This is a genomic window from Streptomyces sp. NPDC048734, assembly GCF_043198675.1.
In the GTDB taxonomy this organism is placed as follows: domain Bacteria; phylum Actinomycetota; class Actinomycetes; order Streptomycetales; family Streptomycetaceae; genus Streptomyces.
In genome coordinates this window covers 341280-363763 of record NZ_JBICUZ010000002.1, presented here as the reverse complement: position 1 = coordinate 363763, position 22484 = coordinate 341280, and the positions used below count along the sequence as shown (strand labels likewise).

21 protein-coding genes and 3 pseudogenes are annotated in these 22484 nt (G+C 72.2%); 18 read left to right on the top strand and 6 right to left on the bottom strand.

What is annotated here, in order from left to right; translation table 11 throughout:
* Nucleotides 1-43: 43 nt before the first annotated feature.
* Together ACGFQC_RS06860 and ACGFQC_RS06855 are read right to left on the bottom strand one after the other, a co-directional pair.
* Nucleotides 44-1348 (bottom strand): hypothetical protein, encoded by a 1305-nt coding sequence (locus ACGFQC_RS06860; RefSeq protein ID WP_363092622.1) that lies wholly within the window; start codon nucleotides 1346-1348, stop codon nucleotides 44-46.
* A gap of 139 nt (nucleotides 1349-1487) precedes the next feature.
* Entirely contained in the window at nucleotides 1488-1994 is a 507-nt protein-coding gene (locus ACGFQC_RS06855) for a SigE family RNA polymerase sigma factor (RefSeq protein ID WP_363092621.1), read from the bottom strand.
* Between the two features lie 202 nt (nucleotides 1995-2196).
* Between ACGFQC_RS06855 and ACGFQC_RS06850 the strand changes: the two genes are divergently transcribed.
* Both ACGFQC_RS06850 and ACGFQC_RS06845 read left to right on the top strand, forming a co-directional pair.
* Nucleotides 2197-5178: a SpoIIE family protein phosphatase gene (locus ACGFQC_RS06850; RefSeq protein WP_363092620.1), complete on the top strand. Its 2982-nt coding sequence runs from the start codon at nucleotides 2197-2199 to the stop codon at nucleotides 5176-5178.
* Complete coding sequence (locus ACGFQC_RS06845; RefSeq protein ID WP_363092619.1) at nucleotides 5175-5582, top strand: hypothetical protein; 408 nt, start codon at nucleotides 5175-5177, stop codon at nucleotides 5580-5582. Before ACGFQC_RS06850 ends, ACGFQC_RS06845 begins: the two co-directional genes overlap by 4 nt.
* A 211-nt stretch (nucleotides 5583-5793) precedes the next feature.
* Here the strand turns inward: ACGFQC_RS06845 and ACGFQC_RS06840 are convergent.
* A pseudogene (locus ACGFQC_RS06840) lies at nucleotides 5794-6264 on the bottom strand (DUF5753 domain-containing protein); the annotation flags it as partial.
* Here ACGFQC_RS06840 and ACGFQC_RS06835 point away from each other — a divergent pair.
* Nucleotides 6244-6777, top strand: coding sequence for a hypothetical protein (locus tag ACGFQC_RS06835; RefSeq protein ID WP_363092645.1), 534 nt, complete (start codon nucleotides 6244-6246; stop codon nucleotides 6775-6777). The pseudogene ACGFQC_RS06840 and the gene ACGFQC_RS06835 sit on opposite strands and share 21 nt — an antisense overlap.
* A gap of 290 nt (nucleotides 6778-7067) precedes the next feature.
* Here ACGFQC_RS06835 and ACGFQC_RS06830 read toward each other — a convergent pair whose 3' ends face one another.
* Complete coding sequence (locus tag ACGFQC_RS06830) at nucleotides 7068-7343, bottom strand: hypothetical protein (protein ID WP_363092618.1); 276 nt, start codon at nucleotides 7341-7343, stop codon at nucleotides 7068-7070.
* Nucleotides 7344-7377: 34 nt separating this feature from the next.
* Between ACGFQC_RS06830 and ACGFQC_RS06825 the strand changes: the two are divergent.
* A pseudogene (locus tag ACGFQC_RS06825) lies at nucleotides 7378-7638 on the top strand (hypothetical protein); the annotation flags it as partial.
* A gap of 7 nt (nucleotides 7639-7645) precedes the next feature.
* Here the strand turns inward: ACGFQC_RS06825 and ACGFQC_RS06820 are convergent.
* Nucleotides 7646-8150: pseudogene (locus ACGFQC_RS06820) on the bottom strand (type IV secretion protein Rhs); the annotation flags it as partial.
* Nucleotides 8151-8507: 357 nt separating this feature from the next.
* Nucleotides 8508-10235, bottom strand: coding sequence for a glycoside hydrolase family 18 protein (locus ACGFQC_RS06815; protein WP_363092617.1), 1728 nt, complete (start codon nucleotides 10233-10235; stop codon nucleotides 8508-8510).
* A 240-nt stretch (nucleotides 10236-10475) separates the two neighbouring features.
* On the opposite strand from ACGFQC_RS06815, the gene ACGFQC_RS06810 reads away from it, so the two are divergent.
* From ACGFQC_RS06810 to ACGFQC_RS06745, 14 genes are all read left to right on the top strand, one after another.
* Nucleotides 10476-11366 (top strand): hypothetical protein, encoded by an 891-nt coding sequence (locus tag ACGFQC_RS06810; protein WP_363092616.1) that lies wholly within the window; start codon nucleotides 10476-10478, stop codon nucleotides 11364-11366.
* A gap of 179 nt (nucleotides 11367-11545) precedes the next feature.
* Nucleotides 11546-12253 (top strand): Flp pilus assembly protein CpaB, encoded by a 708-nt coding sequence (gene cpaB / locus ACGFQC_RS06805; RefSeq protein WP_363092615.1) that lies wholly within the window; start codon nucleotides 11546-11548, stop codon nucleotides 12251-12253.
* A gap of 11 nt (nucleotides 12254-12264) precedes the next feature.
* Entirely contained in the window at nucleotides 12265-13521 is a 1257-nt protein-coding gene (locus tag ACGFQC_RS06800; protein WP_363092614.1) for an AAA family ATPase, read from the top strand.
* A gap of 223 nt (nucleotides 13522-13744) precedes the next feature.
* Nucleotides 13745-14077, top strand: a complete 333-nt coding sequence (locus ACGFQC_RS06795; protein WP_363092613.1) for a pilus assembly protein — start codon at nucleotides 13745-13747, stop codon at nucleotides 14075-14077.
* 1 nt (nucleotide 14078) lies between these two features.
* The gene (locus ACGFQC_RS06790; protein WP_363092612.1) at nucleotides 14079-14492 is read left to right on the top strand and encodes a TadE/TadG family type IV pilus assembly protein; all 414 of its coding nucleotides are present in this window, start codon (nucleotides 14079-14081) and stop codon (nucleotides 14490-14492) included.
* 16 nt (nucleotides 14493-14508) lie between these two features.
* Nucleotides 14509-15846: a CpaF family protein gene (locus tag ACGFQC_RS06785; RefSeq protein ID WP_363092611.1), complete on the top strand. Its 1338-nt coding sequence runs from the start codon at nucleotides 14509-14511 to the stop codon at nucleotides 15844-15846.
* A gap of 210 nt (nucleotides 15847-16056) precedes the next feature.
* Entirely contained in the window at nucleotides 16057-17001 is a 945-nt protein-coding gene (locus tag ACGFQC_RS06780; protein WP_363092610.1) for a type II secretion system F family protein, read from the top strand.
* 83 nt (nucleotides 17002-17084) lie between these two features.
* Nucleotides 17085-17972, top strand: coding sequence for a DUF5936 domain-containing protein (locus ACGFQC_RS06775; RefSeq protein ID WP_363092609.1), 888 nt, complete (start codon nucleotides 17085-17087; stop codon nucleotides 17970-17972).
* Between the two features lie 17 nt (nucleotides 17973-17989).
* Nucleotides 17990-19420 (top strand): sensor histidine kinase, encoded by a 1431-nt coding sequence (locus ACGFQC_RS06770; RefSeq protein WP_393287900.1) that lies wholly within the window; start codon nucleotides 17990-17992, stop codon nucleotides 19418-19420.
* 50 nt (nucleotides 19421-19470) lie between these two features.
* Nucleotides 19471-20247: a response regulator transcription factor gene (locus tag ACGFQC_RS06765; protein WP_363092608.1), complete on the top strand. Its 777-nt coding sequence runs from the start codon at nucleotides 19471-19473 to the stop codon at nucleotides 20245-20247.
* A 114-nt stretch (nucleotides 20248-20361) separates the two neighbouring features.
* Nucleotides 20362-20592 (top strand): Flp family type IVb pilin, encoded by a 231-nt coding sequence (locus tag ACGFQC_RS06760; RefSeq protein WP_363092607.1) that lies wholly within the window; start codon nucleotides 20362-20364, stop codon nucleotides 20590-20592.
* A complete protein-coding gene (locus ACGFQC_RS06755) occupies nucleotides 20592-21212 on the top strand; it encodes a pilus assembly protein TadG-related protein (protein ID WP_363092641.1) in 621 nt (206 codons plus the stop codon). The genes ACGFQC_RS06760 and ACGFQC_RS06755 overlap by 1 nt, the downstream gene beginning before the upstream one ends.
* 34 nt (nucleotides 21213-21246) lie before the next feature.
* On the top strand, nucleotides 21247-21828 hold the full coding sequence (locus tag ACGFQC_RS06750) for a hypothetical protein (protein ID WP_363092606.1): 582 nt from the start codon (nucleotides 21247-21249) through the stop codon (nucleotides 21826-21828).
* 6 nt (nucleotides 21829-21834) lie between these two features.
* Nucleotides 21835-22461 (top strand): OmpA family protein, encoded by a 627-nt coding sequence (locus ACGFQC_RS06745; RefSeq protein ID WP_363092605.1) that lies wholly within the window; start codon nucleotides 21835-21837, stop codon nucleotides 22459-22461.
* Nucleotides 22462-22484: the final 23 nt, after the last annotated feature.

Genomic DNA, 22484 nt, shown 5'->3' with positions numbered 1-22484 from the left:
CGGGTGCCGGCCGCGTCGACCGCGGCCGGCACCGGCACCGGTCTCAGCCGCCGAGCACCTCCCACTGCGGGCTGAGCGCGATCTTCCGCAACTGGGCCATGGTGAGTGCCGGTTCGGAGCGCGTGGCGGCCGTCGTCTGGCTGCCCGCGTTGAAGGCGCTGACCACCACGCGCCTGCCGTCCGTGCGCATCGTGTCCACGGTCCACATCACGACGCCCTCGCCGCCCTTCTCGCCCGGCCCCTGCCGCGTCGCGACGCGGGTGCCGTCGGCAAGGGTCTCGGCGCCGGAGCCGTACAGCTCGCCCGCGGCGTCGGACATGTCGCGCTGCACGTTGATCTGGACGTAGCTCCTGCCCTCGCCGTCGTCCACGACGGCGTAGGCGAACTCGGCCCCGTCGTGGTCGCTGGAGACCACCTTCATGCCGTCGGGCAGCGCGTGGGTGAGGATCGAGAGGATCCGCCGACCCTCGAGACCCGCCGTGTCCGCGGCGGACCCCGATCCCGATCCCGACGCCGTCGGCGCCGCGGCCGGCTCCGGGAGGGCATCGGCGACCCGGCGCCACTCCTTCGCCGCGGCCAGCGACTTCAACTGCCCCATGGTCAGTGGGGGTTCGGGCCGGGAGACGGGCTCGCCCTTCTCGGCGGCGGCGTTCCACTCGCTCACGCTCACCCGCTGCCCGGCCGGAGTGACCAGGTCGGCGCTCCACGCCTTGGTGTCCTCGCGTTGGTCCGGGTACTCGTATCCCTGGATCAGGGTCACCACGGACCCGTCGGGCAGGTTCTGCGTCACGCAGCTGTCCGGTACGGCGCCGGGCATCTCCATCCCGGGGCAGGGCGTCACCACGCTCGCCGGATCGAAGGTCCCCTCCCCGCGCCGTACCCGGTCCACCACCAGCGAGACCGCCCCCGCGCCCTCGCCGTCGTCGAACACCACCTGCGCGAGCGGCGGCAGCCCCAGCGGACTGTCCGTCCCGCGCGCCGCCCCGCGGGTCACCTTCCCCTCGGGGAGCAGCTTCGTGAGCGTACGGACCATGTCGTCGGCGGAGACGGCGGGGGAGGCGGCGGTGGCGGTGTGCGTCGGTGTGACCGACCCGGTCGCGGCGACCGAGCCGTGGCGCGGGCCGTCGCCCCCGCCGGAGGGTACGAGCAGCGCCCCGCCCACCCCCACGAGGGCGAGGCCTGCCGCACCCCCCGCGAGGGCGGCCCGCCGCCGCAGGCGCAGTCGGCGCCCGCGTACCTCGCCGGCCGCGGCGAGCGCGGCACGGTCGGTGTCGAAGGCGCCGCCGGCCTGGTGCAGGGCGGCGGAGAGCCGGTCCTCGAAGGGGTCGTGGGTCTGGTCGACGGGCATGGCGCACCACCGTTTCCGGGGTCGGAGTGGTCGGAAGGACGTCGTGGGGGTGGTCGGGCCGCCCGGTGCCGGACACGGACGGACACGGGTGTACGCGTACGGGGGTGTGCGCGTACGACTACGAGTACGGCGGGGACGCTCAGGGACGGGCGTACTCGCCGATGTCCTCGCCCAGCAGTTCCCGCAGCCGGCCGAGGGCCCGCACGCACCGCGTCCGTACGGCGGCGGAGCTGGCGTTCATCGCACGGGCCGTCTCCTCCACGGACCGGTCCTCCCAGTACCGCAGGACGAGGACGGCCCGGTCCTTCGCGGGCAGCCGGCCGAGGGCCTCCACCAGGGTGAGCCGCAGGGGCACGTCCGCCACCGCACCGGCCCGCTCGGGAAGGACGTCCACGGCCCGCTCACCGCTGCTGCGCCGCCGACGATGGGCGAGGAACGTGCGGGTGAGGACGGTCTGCGCGTACCCGGCGGGGTTGTCGGCCCGGGAGACCCGACCCCAGCGGACGTACAGCCTGCCGAGGGTCTCCTGCACGAGATCCTCGGCGAGGTGCGTGTCCCCGGCGGTGAGCAGACACGCGGACCGGTACAGATGCCCGGTCCGTGCCGCCGCGAACTCGGCGTACCCGTCCGCGCGGACCTGTCTCATGCCTGTTCCCCCAGTCCGGGTGTTCCCGTATGTCCCCGTGCGGCCTGTGTGCGGCCTGTGCGCTGCCGGTGTGCTGCCCTCACCTCATTGATGCGGTGGGCCCGCGGAAATGTTTCACGGCGAGCGGGGGCGTCTTCACCCGTCCGCCGCCCCCGGGCCGTGCGCGGGCGCGGGGCCGGGCACCCTGGGGCAGACTGAGGTCATGGCCGACCACCATGTTCCGGGCGCGCCGTCGCGGCGGTTCGGCCAGGGGCCGCGGAGCGTGGCGGAGGCCCGTCGGTTCGTGCGGTCCGTCCTGCACGACGTCCTCGCGCCGGACGGGGTGGACACCGCCGAACTGCTGGTCGGTGAGCTGGTGACCAACGCCCTGCTGCACGCCCGTACCGAGGTCGGGGTCGAGGTCCGGGCGGCCGGCGGCACGGTGCGCGTCGGGGTGAGCGACCGGCGGCCGGACCGCGGGCCGGTGCCGTACGCCTACCCCGCGTACGCCGGCACCGGGCAGGGCCTGGTCCTCGTCGGCCGGCTGGCGTCCCGGCACGGCGTCGACACCGGCGAAGAGACCAAGACGGTGTGGTTCGAGCTGGGGCCCGGCGCGACGCCCGACGGGACGGCGGCGCGGCCGGACGGGTGGGAGACCCCGGCTCCACCGGCGGGCACCGGGTCCGGCGCGGACACCAGGGTCGGCACGGGCACCGGGTCCGGCGCGGACACCAGGGTCGGCGCGGACATCGGGTCCGGCGCGGACATCGGGTCCGGCGCGGGCACCGGGTCCGGCGCGGACACCAGGGTCGGCACGGGCACCGGGTCCGGCGCGGACATCGGGTCCGGCGCTGCCGCGGGGTCCGGCGGGGACGAGGCCCCCGGTGGGGACGAGGCCCCCGGTGGGGACGAGGCCCCCGGTGGGGACGAGGCCCCCGGTGGGGACGAGGCTTCCGGTGGGGACGAGGCTTCCGGTGGGGACGAGGCTTCCGGCGCGACCGTGACGCTGATCGACGTGCCCGGGGCGCTGTACTCCGCCTCGCAGCAGCACCGTCACACACTGCTCCGCGAGGTCGTCCTTGCCCTGGCCGCCGGACACCGCCTGGGCGTCGCACCGGCGGAACTCGCCGCCGCCCAGGACATGAACCACCTCATCAGCACGTGGGTGACGGCCGCGCTGCGGCACCAGGCCGGCGGAGCGGAGATCCGGTCCCTGTCCCTGCCCGTGCCGGCGGACGCCGGCCCCGCGGCGCGGGCGCTGCGCGCGGTGCTCGACCTGGCCGAGGAGGCGGCCCGTGACGGACGGTTCCTCACCCTGCCGGCCCTGCCGCGCGGTCGCGTCTTCCACGAGTGGCTGTGCGACCAGATCATCGGCCAGCTCGCCGGCGAGCCCCCCACCGCGTGGACGGTGGTGCCCCGGGAGCCGGGTTCCAGCCTGTCGGAGCCGGCCTCCTGGGGCGCCGACCAGGTGCGTGCCAGCAGGGTCGCGACGATCGCCGCCGACGAGCGGGGCACGATCATCGTGGTGAACGGACCGGCGGCGGACCTGCTCGGCTGGCACCCGGACGACCTCGTCGGGCGGCGGCTCACCACGCTCATGCCGGAACACCTCCGCCAACGCCACCGCACGGCGTTCACCTCCCTGCTGCTCAGCGGGCAGCCCGGAATCCTGGGCCGCTCGGTGCCGCTCCCCGCGCTGCACCGCGACGGCCGGCTGATCCCCATCCGGCTGTTCGTCCAGTCCCAGGAGATGCCCGACGGCCGCACCGTGTTCGTGGCCCAGCTCACCCCCAGGGCGGCCGCGCCGGACGCCGCGTCACGCCCGCCCGGCCGGGCCCGGCCCCCGGCGCCGCAGCAGCCCGGCGGACCCGCGCCGTCGCGCGTCCCGCAGAACGAGGGCGACGGCGCGGGCATGTCCGCGCTGGAACGGCTCTCGCTGCTGGCCGACACCGGGAACACGCTGAGCAACGCCACCGGCCTGAACGAGGGCGTGCAACAGGTGGCCCGGGTCCTCACCGAACGGCTGGCCGACTGGTGTGCTGTGGACCTGTTCACCGCGCGCGCCGCCCAGGTGGACCGCGTCTGCGTCGTCCGCCGTGCCCCCGGGGCGGCGGACCCGGAGGAGCACGAGGGCCCGCTTCCCCCCGTGTCGCAGGCCGCCCGCGGTCCCCTGGCCCGCGCCCTGAGCGGCGCCGGCCCGCTGCTGCTCACCGAGCCACCACCGCCGGACCGGGCCACGAGCCCGCTGGACACCCACTACGCGGAACTGCTGCGGAGCATGGACACGCGCAGCGCCGTCGTCGCCCCGCTCCGGGCACGCCGCCAGGTCATCGGCGCGCTCACCGTGGCCCGCGGCGGTGTGGAACGGCCGTTCACCGAGGAGGACCTGCCCCTGATCGACGACCTGGCGCGCGCCCTCGGCCTGGGGGTGGACAACGCCCGCCTGTACCAGGAGACGCGGAACATCGCCGAACGTCTCCAGCGCTCACTGCTGCCCGTGCTGCCGGAGATCGACCACCTCCGGATCTCCGCCCGCTACGCGGCCTCCTCCACCACCGCCCAGGTCGGCGGCGACTGGTACGACAGCTTCGTCCTCCCCGGCGGGGACACCGCCCTGGTGATCGGCGACGTCGCCGGCCACAACCTCGACGCGGCCATCGCGATGAGCCAGTTGCGCAGCATGCTGCGCGGCATCGCCGTGGACCGGCAGGAACCCCCCGAGACGGTTCTGCGCCGCCTGGACATGGCGAACCACAGCCTGCACCAGGAGGCCACCGCCACCTGCATCTACGGACTCCTCAAAGGCCCCGCGGACGGCCCCTGGGAGCTGGTGCACTCCTCCGCCGGTCACCTGCCGCCCCTCCTGATCAGCGAGGACGGCCGCACCCGCTACCTGGAGGACGGCGCCGGAGTCCTCCTCGGACTGGACCCCGACCTGCCCCGCCCCCGGGCCCGCGACGCGATCCCGGCGCGCTCGACCGTCCTCCTCTACACCGACGGCCTGATCGAACGGCGCGACGAGTGCCTCGGCGACGGCATGGACCGCCTCCGCCGGCACGCCGCCGCGCTGGCCCGCGAACCCCTGGACGTGTTCTGCGACGAACTCCTCATCGGCCTGGGCGCGGACGGCGAGGACGACATCGCCGTCCTCGCCGTCCGCCCCACTCCCGCGGACGGCTCCACGGCGGGTAGATTCCCGGTGTGACAGAGCAGCCGCAGGCCCCCGTCCCCACCGGCTTCGGCCCGCCCCCGCCGCAGTACGCACCCTCCGTGCCGGCGCCGGTACCGTCGCCCGTGCCGGAGCCCGTACCTGCGCAGGTGCCGCCGGACGCCCCGGAGTTCCTGGCGATGGACAAGTACAGCTCGGTCCTCGTCGACGCGTCGGGCGTGGCCTTCGACATGTACGGCACCGTCGTCGACTTCTCCTGGCCCGAGATCCGCAGCGTCCACTACAAGGCGCGCCCCGACGGCAAGGCCCTGATGGTCGCCGTGGTCCACGTGGACGGCCGCGTCTACGAGGCCATGGTGAACGCCAAGCCACCGCAGATGCTGCACACCTGGTTCGCCCAACTGGCCTGGGTCCTCGGGTACTACCGTCCGGCGGGCTGACGCCGACTCACAGCAGGTGGTCGGCCTTCCCCGCCTTGATGTCGAGGACCATGGTCCGCAGCGCGTCACGGGAGTCGGTGAGGTAGGCCTCCTCGGCCCCGGCTATGGCGATGTAGGCGTTGCCCTCGGGGTCGGTGCCGAGGCGGAAACACGCCGATCCCTCGGCGCAGAACGGTTCTTCCCAGGTGATGTCGGGCATGTTCGTCTCCTGGAGCTGGTTGGCGATGTCCTGGATGAATCCGCGCGACTCCTCGGGCGAGAGCGCACGTTCCTCCATCCAGTCGAGTTGCGCGCGGTACTTGCTCAACTGGGTCTCCTGGTACAGGAATTCCGGCCCGTGCGTGCTGTCGACCTGGACGGTGTCCAGTTGCGGCACCGGACCTTCCAGGTAGACCACGGTCTGTCCGGCACCGGGAAACGAACCGGCCTCGAACGGAATGACGCGCAACGTCACATGAGGCCGCTCCGACGCGGCGAGCAGATGTTCGAGCTGTCCACGGGCGACCTTGCGTCCGCCGAACTGCATGCGCAGGGCGGCCTCGTGCAGTATCCCGACGTACCCGGTGGGCGCGTCACGTTCCAGGATCCGCTGCCGTTCCAGCCGGTGGGCGACTCGTAGCGCGACCTCGTGCTCTGGGGATGAACGGGGCTGGAGAAGGCCATGGACGAGATGTTCGATGCGACGGGGACGGCGTTGTGCTGCGCCGCCGCCATCCGGCTGGGCGGGGCCATGCACGTGTTGGCTGCCCGGGCCGGGCTGTCCGACCGCTACGACCTGGTCGTGGCGGGAGTGGACAACATCGTGGCTTCCCTTGAGGGGCAGGACCTCGACGAAGGCGTGTTGGGCGAGGCGTTCGGTGAGAACTGGACCCTGGACGCCGGATACCCGGCCGAGCTGCCGGGTCGGGCCTTCTTCGGCAAGTGGACGCAATTGGTGTTCGTGACCATCGTGCTGACCCGGCCGGGACAGCGGCAGCTCGTTGCCGCGCAGGGGCTGGAATCCGCACTGGAAGCGGCAGCCGCCTGGCAGTGCGGTGCCCCCGTCGACTCCTTCACGTGCCTGGCCGACTATGAGTCGGCCTGCCAGCGTGAAGCCGAGAAGCGGCTCCCACAGGGTGCTCTGACCTCCCTGTGGGAGCTGGCCGAGCAGCAATCCGAGTACTACCGACGGGCGGCAGAGCTTCTGGTCGGATAAAGGCGCCGTGTCCGTCTGGTAAGTCAGCGTTGGCCATCTCTGATGGTCTCGACTCGAACTCTTCCGCCATCGCCCCGCGGTGTCACTTCAATCGCGGCGGCAGTCTGTTCCGGAGCATCAACCGATCCTCCAGCCGTAGATAGTGATCTTGCTGGTGATGTGACCGGGTGCCACAGTTGGCCGTTGAGTGGCTCAGTTGGCCGCTCCGGTACTCAGGGTCACCTGTCTGACGCCGGGCGCCGACGTAGCTCGGGGCCCTCGGTGCCTGCTGGATCGCATGCCGCATGTCACTACAAGAGCATCAAGATCAGGACCAGCACGGCGGGCGTGGACAGCATCGTGGCCAGGTGACTGAACAAGGCCCGCGCCATACCCAGGATGAAGAGCAGCATCAGCCCGCCCGCGAGCCAGCCACCAAAGATCTTGCCCGCGAGGATCCGAGCGGCGGTCTCCTCCTCCCGGGTAGTTGCCCCGAAGCCCAGCAGCCCGCCGATCACCATCACGAAGAGGACGCCGCAGAGCAGCATGTTCCCCACGCCGACGATGACAGCGACCGGCTTGTCCACCCGGCGTAATCGTCTCCGGAGTCGTATGGCGCTCATGGGCACGGGAGCCTATCCCGGGGTGCACCCACGACTGTCAATTACGGCCGTTTGTGACCATCGGTGCGGGAAGACCGAAGAGTCCGGGACGGCCGAGAGGGACTGCGTAGACCCTGCCCGCCGACAGGAGACGTTCGAGGTCCTGACGGGTCGGACAGCGGGCCGGTTCGCGCGGGTCGAACCCCGGCGCCGGGTGCGGGACCTGGTGCGGGGGTTGCTGTCGGACCTGCCGCGCAAGAACTGTTGGAGCATCGCCGAGCAGGACGTCAGGCGGTCCGCCTCGTCGTACGTGTACGTCCACGTCAGGCCCTGGGGGTTCGTGACCTTCGTCAGCCGCAGTTCCAGGTCGTGGTCGAACGCGTACCGCACGCCGTCCGGGCCGGTGCGGGCCGTCAGCAGGTCGAAGTGGGTGTACTCGAAGCGGGAGACGCCGTCCGTCGGGTCCGTGTGGCTGGTGCAGTTGCCCTCGCCGTCGTACGTCCAGGACTCGGTCGTGCCGTCGGCTGCCGTACGGCGGGCCGGGCGGCCCTCGACCGTCCACTCCAGGCGGGTCGCCGATCCGGTGGGGTCCGTGATGGTGACGGGGCGGCCGAAGGCGTCGCGTTCGTAGCGGGTGACCGCGCCGAGCGGGTCCGTGATCTCCAGCGGGAGGCCCGCGCGGTCGCACACCACCGTGGTCGTGCGGCCGAGAGGGTCGGTCACCGCGGTCAGGTGGCCGGCCTCGTCGTAGGCGAAGCGGGTGGTCCGGCCCGCCGGGTCGGTCACCGACGTCTCCGGGAGGGACGCCGGGGGCACGGGCGACGCCGGGACGGGCGAGGGCGGTGCTCCGTCCTCCGGGACGGGAAGCCCCTTGGGGTGGCCGAAGGGGTGTGCTCGTCCGCCGTGTCCGGTCCGGTCATCTCCACGTGGCCGTCCAGTACGGACCTGCGGGTGTGGGCCTTCGGACCGTTCCCGTCCCCCTGATCAGCCATGCCCGGTATCAAGACACCAGCACATTGCCGACCGCAACGCCGCCCCGCCGGAAGGCGGTTCGGTGCTGCGGTCGGCCTCATCGAGGGCGGCGGGCCTCTGAGGCCCTTCGGGGTGAACTTCCCTCCGGGCTCCCGCCACTCGTTCGGATCCTCGGGGTCACGGCAGCCCGTGCACGTGCGGGCCCACCGCGTTCGACCACGCGTTGCCCGCCGTCGCGTCCCAGTTCGTGGACCAGGTCATCGCGCCGCGGAGGTCGGGGTAGGTGCGGGACGGTTTGAAGGTGCCGCAGGAGGTTCCCTTCGTCAGGCAGTCCAGGGCGTTGTTGACGACCGTGGGGGAGACGTAGCCGCTGCCCGCGCCGCGGGTGGAGGCGGGCAGGCCGAGGCCCACCTGGGAGGGGGCGAGACCGCCTTCGAGCTGGATGCAGGCCAGGGCGGTGAGGAAGTCCACGGTGCCCTGGCTGTAGACCTTGCCGTCGCAGCCCAGCATCGAACCGCTGTTGTAGTACTGCATGTTGACGACCGTGAGGATGTCCTTCACGTTGAGGGCCGTCCGGAAGTAGGAGTTGGACGTCGACTGCATGTCGATGGTCTGCGGGGCCATCGTGAGGACGAGGGACGGTCCGGCCTTCGCCGACAGCGAGCGCAGCGCCTGCGTCATGTACGTCGCGTCGAGGCCGTTCTCCAGGTCGATGTCGACGCCGTCGAAGCCGTACGTCTGCATCAGGGCGTACACCGAGTTCGCGAAGTTGGCGGCGGAGGCGGCGTCGTTGACGGTCACCGTGCCGCGTTCGCCGCCGACCGAGATGATCACCTTCTTGCCCGCCGCCTGCTTGGCCCTGATGTCGGCCTTGAACTGGTCGACGGTGTAGCCCTTCAGACCGGCCGAGTCGAGGGTGAAGGAGACCGCGCCCGGAGTCGTCGTCGCGTCGGCGAAGGCGACCGCGATGATGTCGTACCGGGCGGGGACGTCGGAGATCCGCTGGACCGTCGCGCCGTTGTCGAAGTTCTGCCAGTAGCCGGTCACGGCGTGCCGGGGCACCGAACCCCCGCCGCCTCCACCGGTCGCGGCCGTCCGCCCGGTCACCGCCGCCGACTTCACCGACTCACCGGCCGCGTTCGTCGCGGTGACCTGGAAGGAGTACGACGTGGCCGCCGCGAGCCCGGTCACGGTGGCCGAGGTGCCGGTCACCGCCGTCACCTTCGTACCGTCGCGGTGGACGTTGTACCCGGTCGCGCCGGAGACCGCGTTCCAGGCCAGGGAGACGGACGAGGACGTCGTGGCGGAGACCGCGAGGCCGGCCGGGGCGGACGGGACCGTGGGGGCCGGGTCGGTGCCCCCGCCGCCGTCGGGGCCGTACACCGAGACGTCGTCGGCGAGGTAGGCCGCCTGGCCGTACCAGCCGTGCAGGTGGATCGTGACCGAGGTGGTCGACGCGCCGGTGGAGAACGTCGTCGACAACTGCTTCCAGGCGGTGGAGTCCGGGGTCCAGGTCGAGACGTCGGTGGTGCCGGTGCCGGTCGCGCCGAGGTAGGCGTAACCGCCCTGGACCCAGGCGCTCAGCGTGTAGGTGGAGTCGGGACGCACGGCGACCGTCTGGGTGCAGCGGGCGTTGTCCTGGCCCGCCGGGGTCGCCTTCAGCGCGGCCGCGCCGCCGTGCACGGGGGAGGTGACGGTGGTACCGCTGCCCGCCGAGCAGGTCCAGTTGCCGAGGCCGGACTCGAAGCCGGCGTTCCTGGCGTTGTTGACGTCCGCGTTGACGTCCGCGTTGACGTCCGGGTTGACGTCCGCGGCGGACGCCTGGCCGGTGCCCGCGAGGGTGAGGGCGAGCGCGGCGGTGACGGCTCCCGACCAGAGCCGGGCCGATCTTTTAAGTGGGGACATGACAATAAGTTGGTCCAGACCAATTCTGTTGTCAAGAGGTCCGCCCGTGGCGGGCTCGCGCGGGTAACTTGCCCCGTTTTGGAGTGACTTGCTGGAAGATCCGTCCGCAGGGGGTCACGGAAAGCTGTTCTCCGGCCACAGAGGCGTGGATACAGTGCTGAGGTAGTCACGCAATGAAGTCGCCTCGGTGCGCCGGAGTAACTCCCGGTGGACCGGACCGCGGGAATCGGGGAGCTGCGCGTGCCAACTGCCATTGCCGTGACCGGCGCCGACCTGGCCCTGCCGCCGGAGGACGAACGCACCGTGCCCGCCGCCGTGCTCGACGGCCTGGACCGCCGGCCCCTCGACCAGGCCGTCGCCGACGTCCAGACCCTCCTCGACCAGCACGGGCACCTCGTCGTCGTGTACTCACGGGCGGTCCCCGCCGCCGTCGAACAGCGGCTGCACACCGTCCGCTCGCTCCTGGAGAGCGACCGCATCGCCCTGTTCCGGCCGGACCTGCCGCCCCTCGGACTCGCGGTCCTGGCACGCCAGCTGCGCCAGCTCGCCTCCTGCGACCTCAGCCCCGGCGTGCTCGCCTCGGCCGGCCGGCTGCTCACGCACTACATCCACGCCGGCGCGCTCCTCGCCTCCGTGGCCCGCCTCGACCGCGTCCCCGTCGGCCTGACCTCGCACGCCCGGTCGTGGATGCCCGGCAGCCAGTTCGCCGTACTGGCCCACCCCCAGCCCCAGCTGGTGAAGGCCGGGCCCGAAACCCTCCTGCCCGGACCCGAGTTCGGCACCCGGATGCTGGTCGCCCGCGGCCGGCTCCAGTCCGACTGGGTCACCGGCACCCTCGCCCCCGCCTGGCGGACCCAGGGCCTGCGCGAGACGGAGGCGCCCGCCGAGTCCGCCGCCTGGTGGGGCACCGACAGGCTGATCGAGTTCTGCGCCTACCTGCCCGACCTGTCGGTCCTCTACCAACTGGTCACCTCGGTCCGCCAGGCCGTGTGCCACTGGTGCGGCGTCGACGTCATCGGCGACCTCTGCGTCTTCTGCTCCGCCACCCCGCCGCCCGCCTCCGAGCCCCGCCCCGCCCGCGCGCTCACCGGCGGCGGCCCTCCGCACCGCGCCCTCACCACGGGCGGCTGAGCCGGACGCGGCCCTCCGACCGTGCGCTCAGCTCCTCTCCGCCCCGGACGCCCCCGAACGGGAAGCCACCGAAACCCCCGTCGCCCGCCGAGTCCCCCGCCCGCCCCGTCGCCCGACAAGCCCCCGCCCGCCCCGCCACCGCCCGCTCGATCCGACTCCCAACGAGGTAGCACCGGTTCATGAACTCCCGTCAGCGCCGCGGCGTGATCCTCCTGCTCCTGTCGGTTCTGTGCGCCCTCGGCGCCTTCGCCGGCGTCCTCTCCGTCATCGACGACGTGCAGTCCAAGGTCGGCCCCGAGGTCACCGCCTACCGGGTCAGGTCCGACGTGGCGCCCTACGCACCCCTGACCGCGGGCCAGTTCGAGAAGATAGAGATGCCCGAGCGCTGGCTCTCCGGGAACGCGGTGACCGACCTCGCGGGCATCCGCGGCAAGATCGCCGTGACGACCCTGAAGAAGGGCTCGCTGCTCCAGAGCGACATGATCGTCGACCAGCCCGCCCTCCAGGCCGGCCAGCAGGAGGTCGCCATCATGATCGACGCGGCGACTGGCGTCGCCGGGAAGATCACCCCGGGTTCCGCCGTCAACGTCTACGCCACCTTCGAGGGCGCCCGCGAGAGCGACCCCGACCAGTCGAAGATCATCGTCACCAACGCCCGCGTCCTCGACGTCGGCGACCTGCGCGCCCTGAACCCCGACGAGGACGACCGCGGACAGCGGCTCACCGAGGCGGTCCCCATCACCTTCGCGCTGTCCACCCTCGACGCCCAGCGCATCACGTACGCCGAGTCGTTCGCCAAGCGAGTCCGGCTCGCCCTGGTGGCGCCCGGCACTCCCACCACGGTCCCCGACAAGGACCGCACGTACGAACTCGTCACGGACAAGTGAGGGCCGCCGCCATGCCCACGAGGATCCTCCCGGCCGTCGGCGACGCGGACGCGGTCCGCTCCCTCACCAGCCTGCTCAGCCAGCTCCCCGACGCCGAACCCGTCACCCCGGCCGCCGACTCCACCCAGCTCGTCGACACCCTCGCCCGCCTCGCCGCCGAGTCGGTGGACGAACTGCCCGAGGTCGTCATCGTCCACGAGCGCATCGGTCCCGTCCCCGCCCTGGAACTGGTCCGCGACGTCGCCCTGCGCTTCCCCGCCGTCGGCGTCATCCTCGTCACCACCGACGCCGGCCCCGGCCTCTTCTCCGCCGCCATGGACGCCGGCGCCCGCGGCCTTGTCACCCTGCCCCTCGGCTACGAGGACCTCGCCCACCGCGTCCAGGCCGTCGCCCAGTGGTCGGTCGGCGTACGACGCCACCTCGGCCACGGCGGCGACGTGTTCACCGGCGCCGGCGGCACCGTCGTCACGGTCAGCGGCGCCAAGGGAGGCGTCGGCGCGACCCTGCTCGCCGTCCAACTGGCCCTCGCCGCCCAGGCCTCCGGCCGCACCACCGCCCTCGTCGACCTGGACCTCCAGGCCGGCGACGTCGCCTCCTACCTCGACGTCCAGTTCCGCCGCTCGGTCGTCGACCTCGCCGCGATCACCGACCTCTCGCCCCGCATCCTCGCCGAGGCCGTCTTCCGCCACGACACCGGCGTGGCCCTGCTGCTCGCCCCCGGCGAGGGCGAACGCGGCGAGGAGGTCACCGACCGCGCCGCCCGCCAGATCATCGGCGCCCTGCGCTCCCGCTACGAGGTCGTCGTCGTCGACTGCGGCGCCCAGCTCGGCGGGGCCGGCGCCACCGCCGTCGAGATGGCCGACCGCGCCCTGCTCGTCACCACCCCCGACGTGGTGGCCGTCCGCGGCGCCAAACGCACCGTCCGCATGTGGGACCGCCTCCAGATCCGCAAGGCCGAGGAGACGACGATCGTGGTCAACCGACACAGCCGCGCCACGGAGATCCAGCCCGCGCTCGTCCAGAAGATCACCGGTACGCCCGTCGCGGCGACCACGGTCCCCGCCAACTTCAAGGAACTCCAGGCCGCCGTGGACGCCGGCCGCGTCCACGCCCTCGACGGCAAGGGCACCGTCCGCCAGGCCATGTGGGCACTCGCGGGCGAACTCGGCCTGGTCGCGGCCCCGGAGGGCGCGCAGCACCGCAGGTCCGGCCGGGCCGGGCGCGGCGGCGACCGGGGGGCGGCGGGGTTCCGCCGCAGGAGGGAGTGACGTGAGACCAGGGCGATCGACACGACGGCGCTCGGTGCCACGGCGTCCGGCTTTACGGGGTACGGCTTTACGGCGACCGGTGCCACGGGGTACGGCACCACGGCGACCGCTGCCACGGGGTACGGCACCACGGCGACCGCTGCCACGGGATACGGCATCACGGCGACCGGCACCGGGGCGGCGCGGAGGCGACCGGGGCCAGGTCACCGTCGAGCTGCTCGGCATGACCCCGCTGATCATCGTGACCTTGGTGGTGGTGTGGCAGTTCGTGCTCGTGGGATACACGTTCACGCTCGCGGGGAATGCTGCCGACGAGGCGGTGCGGGCGGGGACGGCGGCGCAGCGGGGGGAGCGGCAGGCCGTGTGCGAACAGGCGGGACTGGCCAAGCTGTCGGACGCGTGGCGCTCCGGGGCCACGGTCAGCTGCCCGACGGCGGGCGGATACGTGACGGCGACCGTCACCCTCCGGGTCCCGGTCCTCTTCCCGGGCGCGATCGACTTCCCGTTCGAGGTGAAGGGGCACGCCGGTGCCGTAGAGGAAGAGGACGGCGACTGACATGGGACGCGGACGCCTCGGACACGGCACGGTACGCGGACGCCTCGGACGCGGCACGGTACGCGGACGCCTCGGACGCGACCGGGGGCAGGTCGCCCTGGAGTACCTGGGCTTCCTGCCGATCCTGCTGCTCGTCGCGCTGGCCGCGGTACAACTGGGCCTGATCGCGTACACGGCGCAGCAGGCGGGTACGGCGGCCAGGGCCGGGGCGCGCAGCGCGTCGCTCGGCGAGGGCGCGGGGGGAGCCTGCCGGGGCGCAGTCAGTTCCTGGCTCGCGGACGGCACCAGCTGTGCCCCCGAGGAGCTGGGCGACGAGGTCCGCGTCACCTCCACCGTCACCATCCCCTCCGTCATCCCCGGCATAGGGGACTTCGGTGAGGCCCACAAGACGGCCACCATGCCGGTCGACCACTGAGGGAAGGGCTTTCGACATGAGCCTGCGGGCACGCATCACCTCGCCCGAGGAGCACGGCGGCCGGGGCGAGGACGGCCACCTGGTCGCCTCCTACCGGGCCAAACTCCTGGAGGAGATCGACCTCGCCGAGATGAGCGCGCTGGCGGCGGCCGAGCGCCGGGCCCGTCTGGAACGGGTGCTGGGGCACATCATCAGCCGCGAGGGCCCGGTGCTGTCCACGACGGAGCGCGCGCAGCTCATCCGCAGGGTGGTCGACGAGGCGCTGGGCCTCGGCATCCTCGAACCGCTCCTGGAGGACGCCTCCATCACCGAGATCATGGTGAACGGCCCGGACGCGATCTTCGTCGAGCGGGGCGGCCGGGTCGAACAGCTGCCCCTGCGCTTCGCCTCCGACGACCAGCTCATGCAGACGATCGAACGCATCGTCTCCACGGTCAACCGCCGCGTCGACGAGACCAACCCGATGGTCGACGCCCGCCTCCCGTCGGGCGAACGCGTCAACGTGATCATCCCCCCGCTGTCCCTCACCGGCCCCACCCTCACCATCCGCCGCTTCCCCCGCTCCTTCACCCTGCACGAACTCATCGGCTTCGGCTCGCTGGACGAACCGATGCTGTACCTGCTGGCGGCACTGGTGCAGGCGAAGTTCAACATCATCGTCTCCGGCGCGACCGGCACCGGGAAGACGACCCTCCTGAACGCCCTGTCCGGGCTCATCCCGGAGCACGAACGCATCATCACCATCGAGGACTCGGCCGAACTCCAGCTCCAGCAGTCCCACGTCATCCGCCTGGAGTCCCGGCCCCCGAACGTCGAGGGCAAGGGCCGCATCACCATCCGCGACCTGGTCCGCAACTCGCTGCGCATGCGCCCCGACCGGATCGTGGTCGGCGAGGTCCGCGGCGGCGAGTCCCTGGACATGCTCCAGGCGATGTCGACCGGTCACGACGGCTCCCTGGCCACCGTCCACGCCAACAGCGCCGAGGACGCGCTGATGCGGCTCCAGACGCTGGCGTCCATGTCCGACGTGGAGATCCCGTTCGTCGCCCTGCACGACCAGATCAACAGCGCGGTGGACGTCATCGTCCAGCTCACCCGCTTCGCGGACGGGACCCGGCGGGTGACGGAGATCGCGCTGCTCGACAGCCACGGCGGGGAGCCGTACCGGCTGGCGACCATCGCCCGCTTCAACGCCCGGCCGATGGGCGCGGACGGCCGCATCCACGGCGTCTTCGCGTACCACCCGCTGCCGCGCCGCGCCGCCGACCGCCTCTACATGGCGAGCCAGCCGATCCCGCAGGCCTTCGGAGTGGCCCGCACGCTCGACGAGTTGACCACCCGGGAAGCGCGGTGACCCGGCAGTCCGGCCGCCCGGCAGTCCGGCCGGCCCGGTGGCTGGAGAGCCCGGCAGTCCGGCCGGCCCGGTGGCTGGAGAGCCCGGTAGACCGACAGTTCGGTGGCTGGAGAGCCCGGTAGTCCGACAGCCAGACAGCCCGACAGCAGACCTTCGCGACAGCGCGGCCAGGACGGAAACGGAACAGGACAGGACAGGCAGGACCCCCACATGACCCTCCAGAACCTGATCACCCTCACCACCGGCGTGAGCCTGCTGACCTGCTGCCTCGCCGTCGCGGGCGTGCACACCTACACGCGGGGCCGCGCCCAGCGGGCCGCCCTCGTCGACCGCCTCACCGCCACCGGCCAGGTCCCCCCGACCGGCCGCCGGCGCCGCTTCCGCACCCTGGACCGCCGCCTGCGCCGCACCGACCTCGGCCGCACCCTGGAACTGCGGCTGACGGCCACCGGCCTGGACGTGACGCCGGGGGAGTTCCTCGCCTGCATGCTGACGGCGGTCGCGGCCCTGTGGCTGATCGGCCAGGCCACCCTGGCCCCCTTCTTCGGCCCCCTGGCCGGACTGCTCGGCATCTGGGCCGCCTGGCAGTTCCTCAACTGGCAGCGCCAGAAACGGATCGAACGCTTCATCAACCAACTCCCCGAACTGGCCCGCATCCTGGCCAACGCCACCGACGCGGGCCTCGCCCTGCGCACCGCGATCGGCATGGCCGCGGAGGAACTGGAGGCCCCGGCCGGAGAGGAGTTGGCCAAGGTCGCCAACCAACTGGCCGTCGGCCACTCCCTGGACGACGCCCTCGGCGAACTCGCCGACCGCCTCCCCTCCCGCGAACTCGTCGTCCTGGTCACCACCCTCGTCCTGTCCAACCGGGCCGGCGGCCAGGTGGTGGGCGCCCTGCGCAACCTCACGGAGACGCTGGAGGAGCGCAAGGAGACCCGCCGCGAGGTCCGGACCCAGCTGTCCCAGGTGAACATGACCTCCTACGCGGTGCCGGCGCTGGGGGTGGGCGCCCTGTTCCTCATGGACAGCGTCGCGGACGGCACCCTCGACCGCATGACCGGATCGGCCGCCGGCCAGGCCAGCGTGATCATCGCCTTCGCCCTCTACGCCGTCGGCTTCGTCCTCATCCGCCGCATGTCCCGCATCGACGTCTGAGGACCGGAGACCGGGGACCGGAGGCCGGAGGGACCGGAGGCCGGAGACCGGGAACTTCAGGACCGAGGGAGGAATCGACCGCCATGGAACTTCTGCTCGCACTCGTCATGGGCCTCGCCGTCTGGGGCGTCTTCGCCGGCCTGCGCATGTACCGCGCCGAGGTGAAGCTGCCCAGCGACCTCGCGCTGGCGCTGGAGGTCGGCGCCACCCGCACCGGTGCCGTCGGCTCCCTAGTCGACCGCCTCGGCATGCGGTACGCCCCCGCCGTCCTGCGGCTCATGGGGCCCCGGCAGGTCGCCAGATACCGCCGCAGGATCGACCTCGCGGGCAACCCCGGCGGCCTGACGATCGACCGCTACGCAGCCCGCCGGGCGGTCTACGGGGCGATCGGCGCGCTCGGCGCCCTGGCCGCGCTGCTCCAGGGCAGCTTCTTCCTCGCCCTCCTCATGACCGCGTTCGGCCTGTTCTGGTCCGAGGTCGGCATCTGGGCGGCGATCCGGGTCCGCAGGGACGCGATCGAACGCACCCTGCCGGACTTCCTGGACGTCCTCGCCGTCGTCGTGAGCGCGGGCCTCGGCTTCCGCCAGGCCCTCGACCGGGTCGCGTCCCGGTACGAGGGTCCGTGGGCCGACGAGATCCGGATCACGCTCCGCCAGATGGACCTCGGCATGAGCCGCCGCGACGCCTTCGCCGAACTCCGCCGCCGCAACGACTCCGAGCAGGTCGCCATGTTCGTCACCGCCCTCCAGCAGGGCGAGGAACTGGGCGCGCCGATCGTCGACACGCTGGTCGCGATCGCCAAGGACATGCGCCGTACGGACGCGCAGAACGCCCGCCGCAAGGCAGCCCGCGCGGTCCCCAAGGCCACGCTGATGATCACGACGTTCATGGTCCCGGCCACGATGCTCCTCCTCGGCGCGGGCATGCTGCTGGGCTCCGGCACGGACTTCAGCTCGATCACGGGCGAGTAGGCGAGTAGGTGAGCGCGATGACGGCCATGACAGCCACTCCGGGGCGACGCGGCGGCCTGCTGCGGCGCCGCAGCCGCCGTACACGGGCGGAGGAGGCCGCCGCCGTGGCCGGGACTCCTGCCGCGGGCCCGGACTCCGCGGACACCCCCGTCGCCGCCGCCGTCCTCGACGGCGCACCCGCGGCCGGGTCCCCGGCCGGCCGGCGGGAGGCCGAGCCGCCCATACCGCTCCAGGTCAACGCGCTCCAGGCGATGTGCCGCCAGGTCTTCGGCTTCCGGCTCGCCATGATCGCCCTGGCCGCCCCGGCCGCCCTCCTCAACGCCTCACCGGGCCTGGGAGCCCGCCTGGTCGGCGCGGCCGTGGTCATCACCTTCATGGGTTCCTACGTCCTCTTCCGGGACTGGGAACGCTTCGGCCCCCTCCTGCTGCGCCACCCCACCCTGCTCGCCGTGGACACCCTCTTCGGCACCCTGCTGCTGATCTCCGCGGGCCCCGACACCACGCTCGCCTACGTCAGCGTCTGCACCCCCCTCCTCGCCGGCATCGTCTACGGCTGGCGGGGCGCCGCCTGCTTCGCCTCGCTCCAGTCGCTGATCCTGCTGCTGGTCCACGCCACCCTGGAGCGGGAGTCCGGCGCGAGCCTCGCGGAGAGGCTGCTGCTCCCCGGCTTCTGCGTCATCACCGGAGCCGTGGGCTCCACCCTGCGCGGCCTCATGCTCCGCTTCGGCACCGCGACCCTGGCCCTGACCACGGTCAAGGCCCGGTTGGCCGTGACCCAGGCGGTCGCGGCCGAACGGGCCCGGCTCGCCCGCGAGATGCACGACTCCGTCGCCAAGACCCTGCACGGCGTGGCCCTCGCGGCGGACGGCCTGGCCCGTTCGGCCGGATCGGTGGACACGGACCCGGACCGCGTCCGGCAACAGGCCGAACTGGTCGCCCGCGCCGCCCGCCGTGCCGCCGCCGAGTCCCGCGAACTCCTCACCGACCTGCGCCGCGAGACGGACCCTGACCAGGGCGTCGACCTCCTGCGCGAACTGGCAACCCACACCCGCGCCTTCACCGACCGGACCGGCCTGCCGGTCACCTACCACCCCACGGGCGACCGCGGCACGCTCCCCGTCCCGCCCGCGGTGGCCCGACACCTCCTGACCATCGCCGCGGAGGCCATGGAGAACGCCCACCGCCACGCCGACCCCACCCACGTCGAGGTACGGGCAGGCGTGCGCGACGGACTCCTCGACGTCGGCGTCCTCGACGACGGACCCGGCCTGCCACCCGGCACCGACCTCGAACAGCTGCGCCGCACCGGGCACTTCGGACTCGTCGGCATGACGGAGCGGGCCGCGACCGTGGGCGCCCGCATCCGCTTCGGCGACGGTCTTCACTCCCGCGGCACCGGAGTGTTCCTGCAACTTCCGCTCGCGGCACTCACGACGTCGACACCATGACCGGCACGCCGTACGACCCGACACCCCACCCCCCGAGAGGAGGCCGCCCGATGCCGGACCAGCTACCCGCCACCCCCTTGGGTGACGCCTTCGCACCGCCGCCCCCGTCCACGCCGGTGCGCGTGGTGGTGGCCGACGACAACCCGGTGGTCCGCGCCGGGCTGACCGCCCTCCTCTCCGGCGTGGAGGACATCACGGTCGTCGCGGAGGCCGCCGACGGCCGCCAGGCCTGCGAGGCCGCCCTCCACCACCGCCCCGACCTCGTCCTGCTCGACGTCCGCATGCCCGACGTGGACGGCCTCTCGGCGCTGCCCCACCTGGTGCGGATCGCCCCCGTCGTGATGCTCACCTACAGCAGCGAGTCGGAGGTCGTCCAGGAGGCCCTGCGGCGCGGGGCGGGCGGCTACCTGGTGCACGGTGAGTTCACCGTCACGGAGCTGATCTCCGCGATCCGGGACATCGCGGCCGGACGAGCCCACTTCACCCCCACGGCGGCGACGGCGGTACTCGCCCACCTCCGCTCCTCCGGTGCGAGTGCACATGATGACGGCTCCTCAGGGACCGTATTTCCTGCGACTTACCGCGAACGGCTTTCGCATGTGCAACCGCTTGTGGGACAGTCGGGCCGGGGACACCAACTCAGCGCGAGGGAGGCGGAGATCATGGACCTGATCGCAGCGGGCCTGACCAACCAGCAGATCGCCGCCACCTGCTTCATCAGCGAGAAGACGGTCAAGAACCACATCAACCGCATCTTCGCCAAGCTCCACAGCACCAGCCGCTCGGAAGCGGCGGCCAAGTGGCTGGGAACGGCGGTGATCCCGTGACACGCCGCCGCACCCCCGGTTGGGCCCGCGATTGGGCCCTGGGACCCTCCGCCGGAACTCCCGTCCCCCTCTACGTTCCTCATGCCGGTAACGCCTCAAACGGAGGGGAACGCCATGAGCGACCTGATGCTGAAGACCGTCGTCGCGGCCAAGGTCCGGGTGAGCGGCTGGAAGAACACGACGGCCGAGGCCGCCCGTCGCCGCGGCGACCGGGGACAGACCGCGGTCGAGTACCTGGGCATCATCGCGGTGGTGGTGGCGATCGTGGTGCTGATCGCGAACACGAACCTGGGACAGACGATCGTGGACAAGCTCAGGACACAGATCGAAAAGGTGGCTCCCTGATCCGATCTCGCGCGCACGGCGACGCAGGGCAGGTCTTCCCCATCTATCTCACGGTGGTGGCGGGCCTGCTCTTTCTCGCGTTCGCGTACTTCGCGGTCGGCCAGGCCGCGGTGAACCGCAACGGCGCCCAGACGGCCGCCGATGCGGCGGCATTGGCGGCGGCGCAGGAGACCAGGGACCAGCTTGCGGACCTCTGGATCGTGGATGTCCGGGACCCGGCGAAATGGCAGGGGATATTCGACGGCAACGGGGCCGACGACACCTGCTGGCGGGCTTTCGAGCTTGCGGCCATGAACGATGCGGGCAACGTCGAATGCGGCCCGGACGGCCCTCTGGGCTACAGCGTGACCGTCCGGACGAACAAGCCCATCGGAAGCTCTGTCGTCCCGGGTACGGCGGACAGGAGGTCGCACGCCTCCGCCACCGCCGTGATCGAGCCGCTGTGCGAGTTCGAACTTCCGGGTGAGGGAAGCGAAGGCGAGGTTCCGGGTGAGGGAAGCGAAGGCGAGTTACTTCCGAAGCTGACCTGTGAGGGCGGAAGGGATTGGGAACTGGACCCGAAGGACCTCACCGACCTGCCCGCACCGGAAGACCTCTTCGACGTCCACCTGGCCGACTGACGAGCGAACGACGAGTGGAGAAGGAAGCAGAGTGATGAGGATGCGGTTCACGGCGAAAGCCGGCAGGGGGATGGTCGTGCTGGCCGCCGTGGCCGGGCTGGCCGTCGGCGCGACCGCTTGCAGCGGCGGGGACGGCGACGACAAGAAGCCCCAGGAATCGACCTCCGCCCCGAAGGGCGACGGGTCGCAGCCCAGTGCACAGGAAGGCCAGTCGGCGGATCCGCTGGCGGAGGTTAAGGGCCCGAGCGGTCTCCTTCTCCAGCTCACTTCCGCGGTACGCGACGCGGGGGGCTTCATCACCGTGAGCGGCACCTTGAAGAACGACAGCGGGACAAAAGTTGTGATCCCATCCGCCTTGAGCGGCAACGAGACGGAGATCATCAACAACGGGCTGTCGTTGGGGGGCGCGACCCTCGTCGACTCCAAGAGCAAGAAGCGCTACTACGTTCTCCGCGACACCGAGGGCCGTCCACTGACGACTACAGGCTTCTCGGCGCTCAAGGCCGGGGAAACCATCGACGTGTTCCTCCAGTTCCCCTCGCCGCCCGCCGACACGGCCGACGTCTCCTTCCAGCTGCCGCTGTTCCCCAGCGCGGTCGTCAAGATCTCCGGGTGAGCCCCGATGACCCACACCGGACTCGCGCCCCGTCACCTGCCCCTGGCCCTGCTCACCACCACCCTGCTCGTCCTCACCACACCCCCCGCCCGAGCCGACGACCCCAGCGTCCCGCCGGGCACCGAACCCACCGCGACCGCCCCCGTGGAAGTGGACCCCAACGACCCGGACCTCAAGCTGCCCGAGGGCGCCACCCTCGCGGAGCCCAAGGTGCTCGACATCAAGCAGGTCGTCGAGGACGAGACCGGGGACGAACGGCGGGAGGACACCAACGCGGACGTGAAGTTCGCCCTCCAGGCGGAGGTCCTCTTCGGCAAGGACAGCGCCAAGCTCAGCGCCGACGCCAAGGCCCGCATCGCCGGGATCGCCGCGGAGATCGAGAAGCAGAACGCCACGCAGATCCGGGTCTTCGGCTTCACGGACAACCTCGGCTCCTCCGCCCACGGCGACGTCCTGTCGAAGCAGCGCGCGAACGCGGTCCAGGCCGCCCTCGCCGGCGACCTGAACGACGCGAACGTCGTCTTCGAGGTGCGCGGCTACGGCGAGCAGTACCCCATTGCCGACAACTCCTCCGAAGCGGGCCGCAAGAAGAACCGCCGAGTGGAGGTCACGTTCCCGAGGACGGCGGGCTGACAGGCCGATCCGCGCCAACAGCC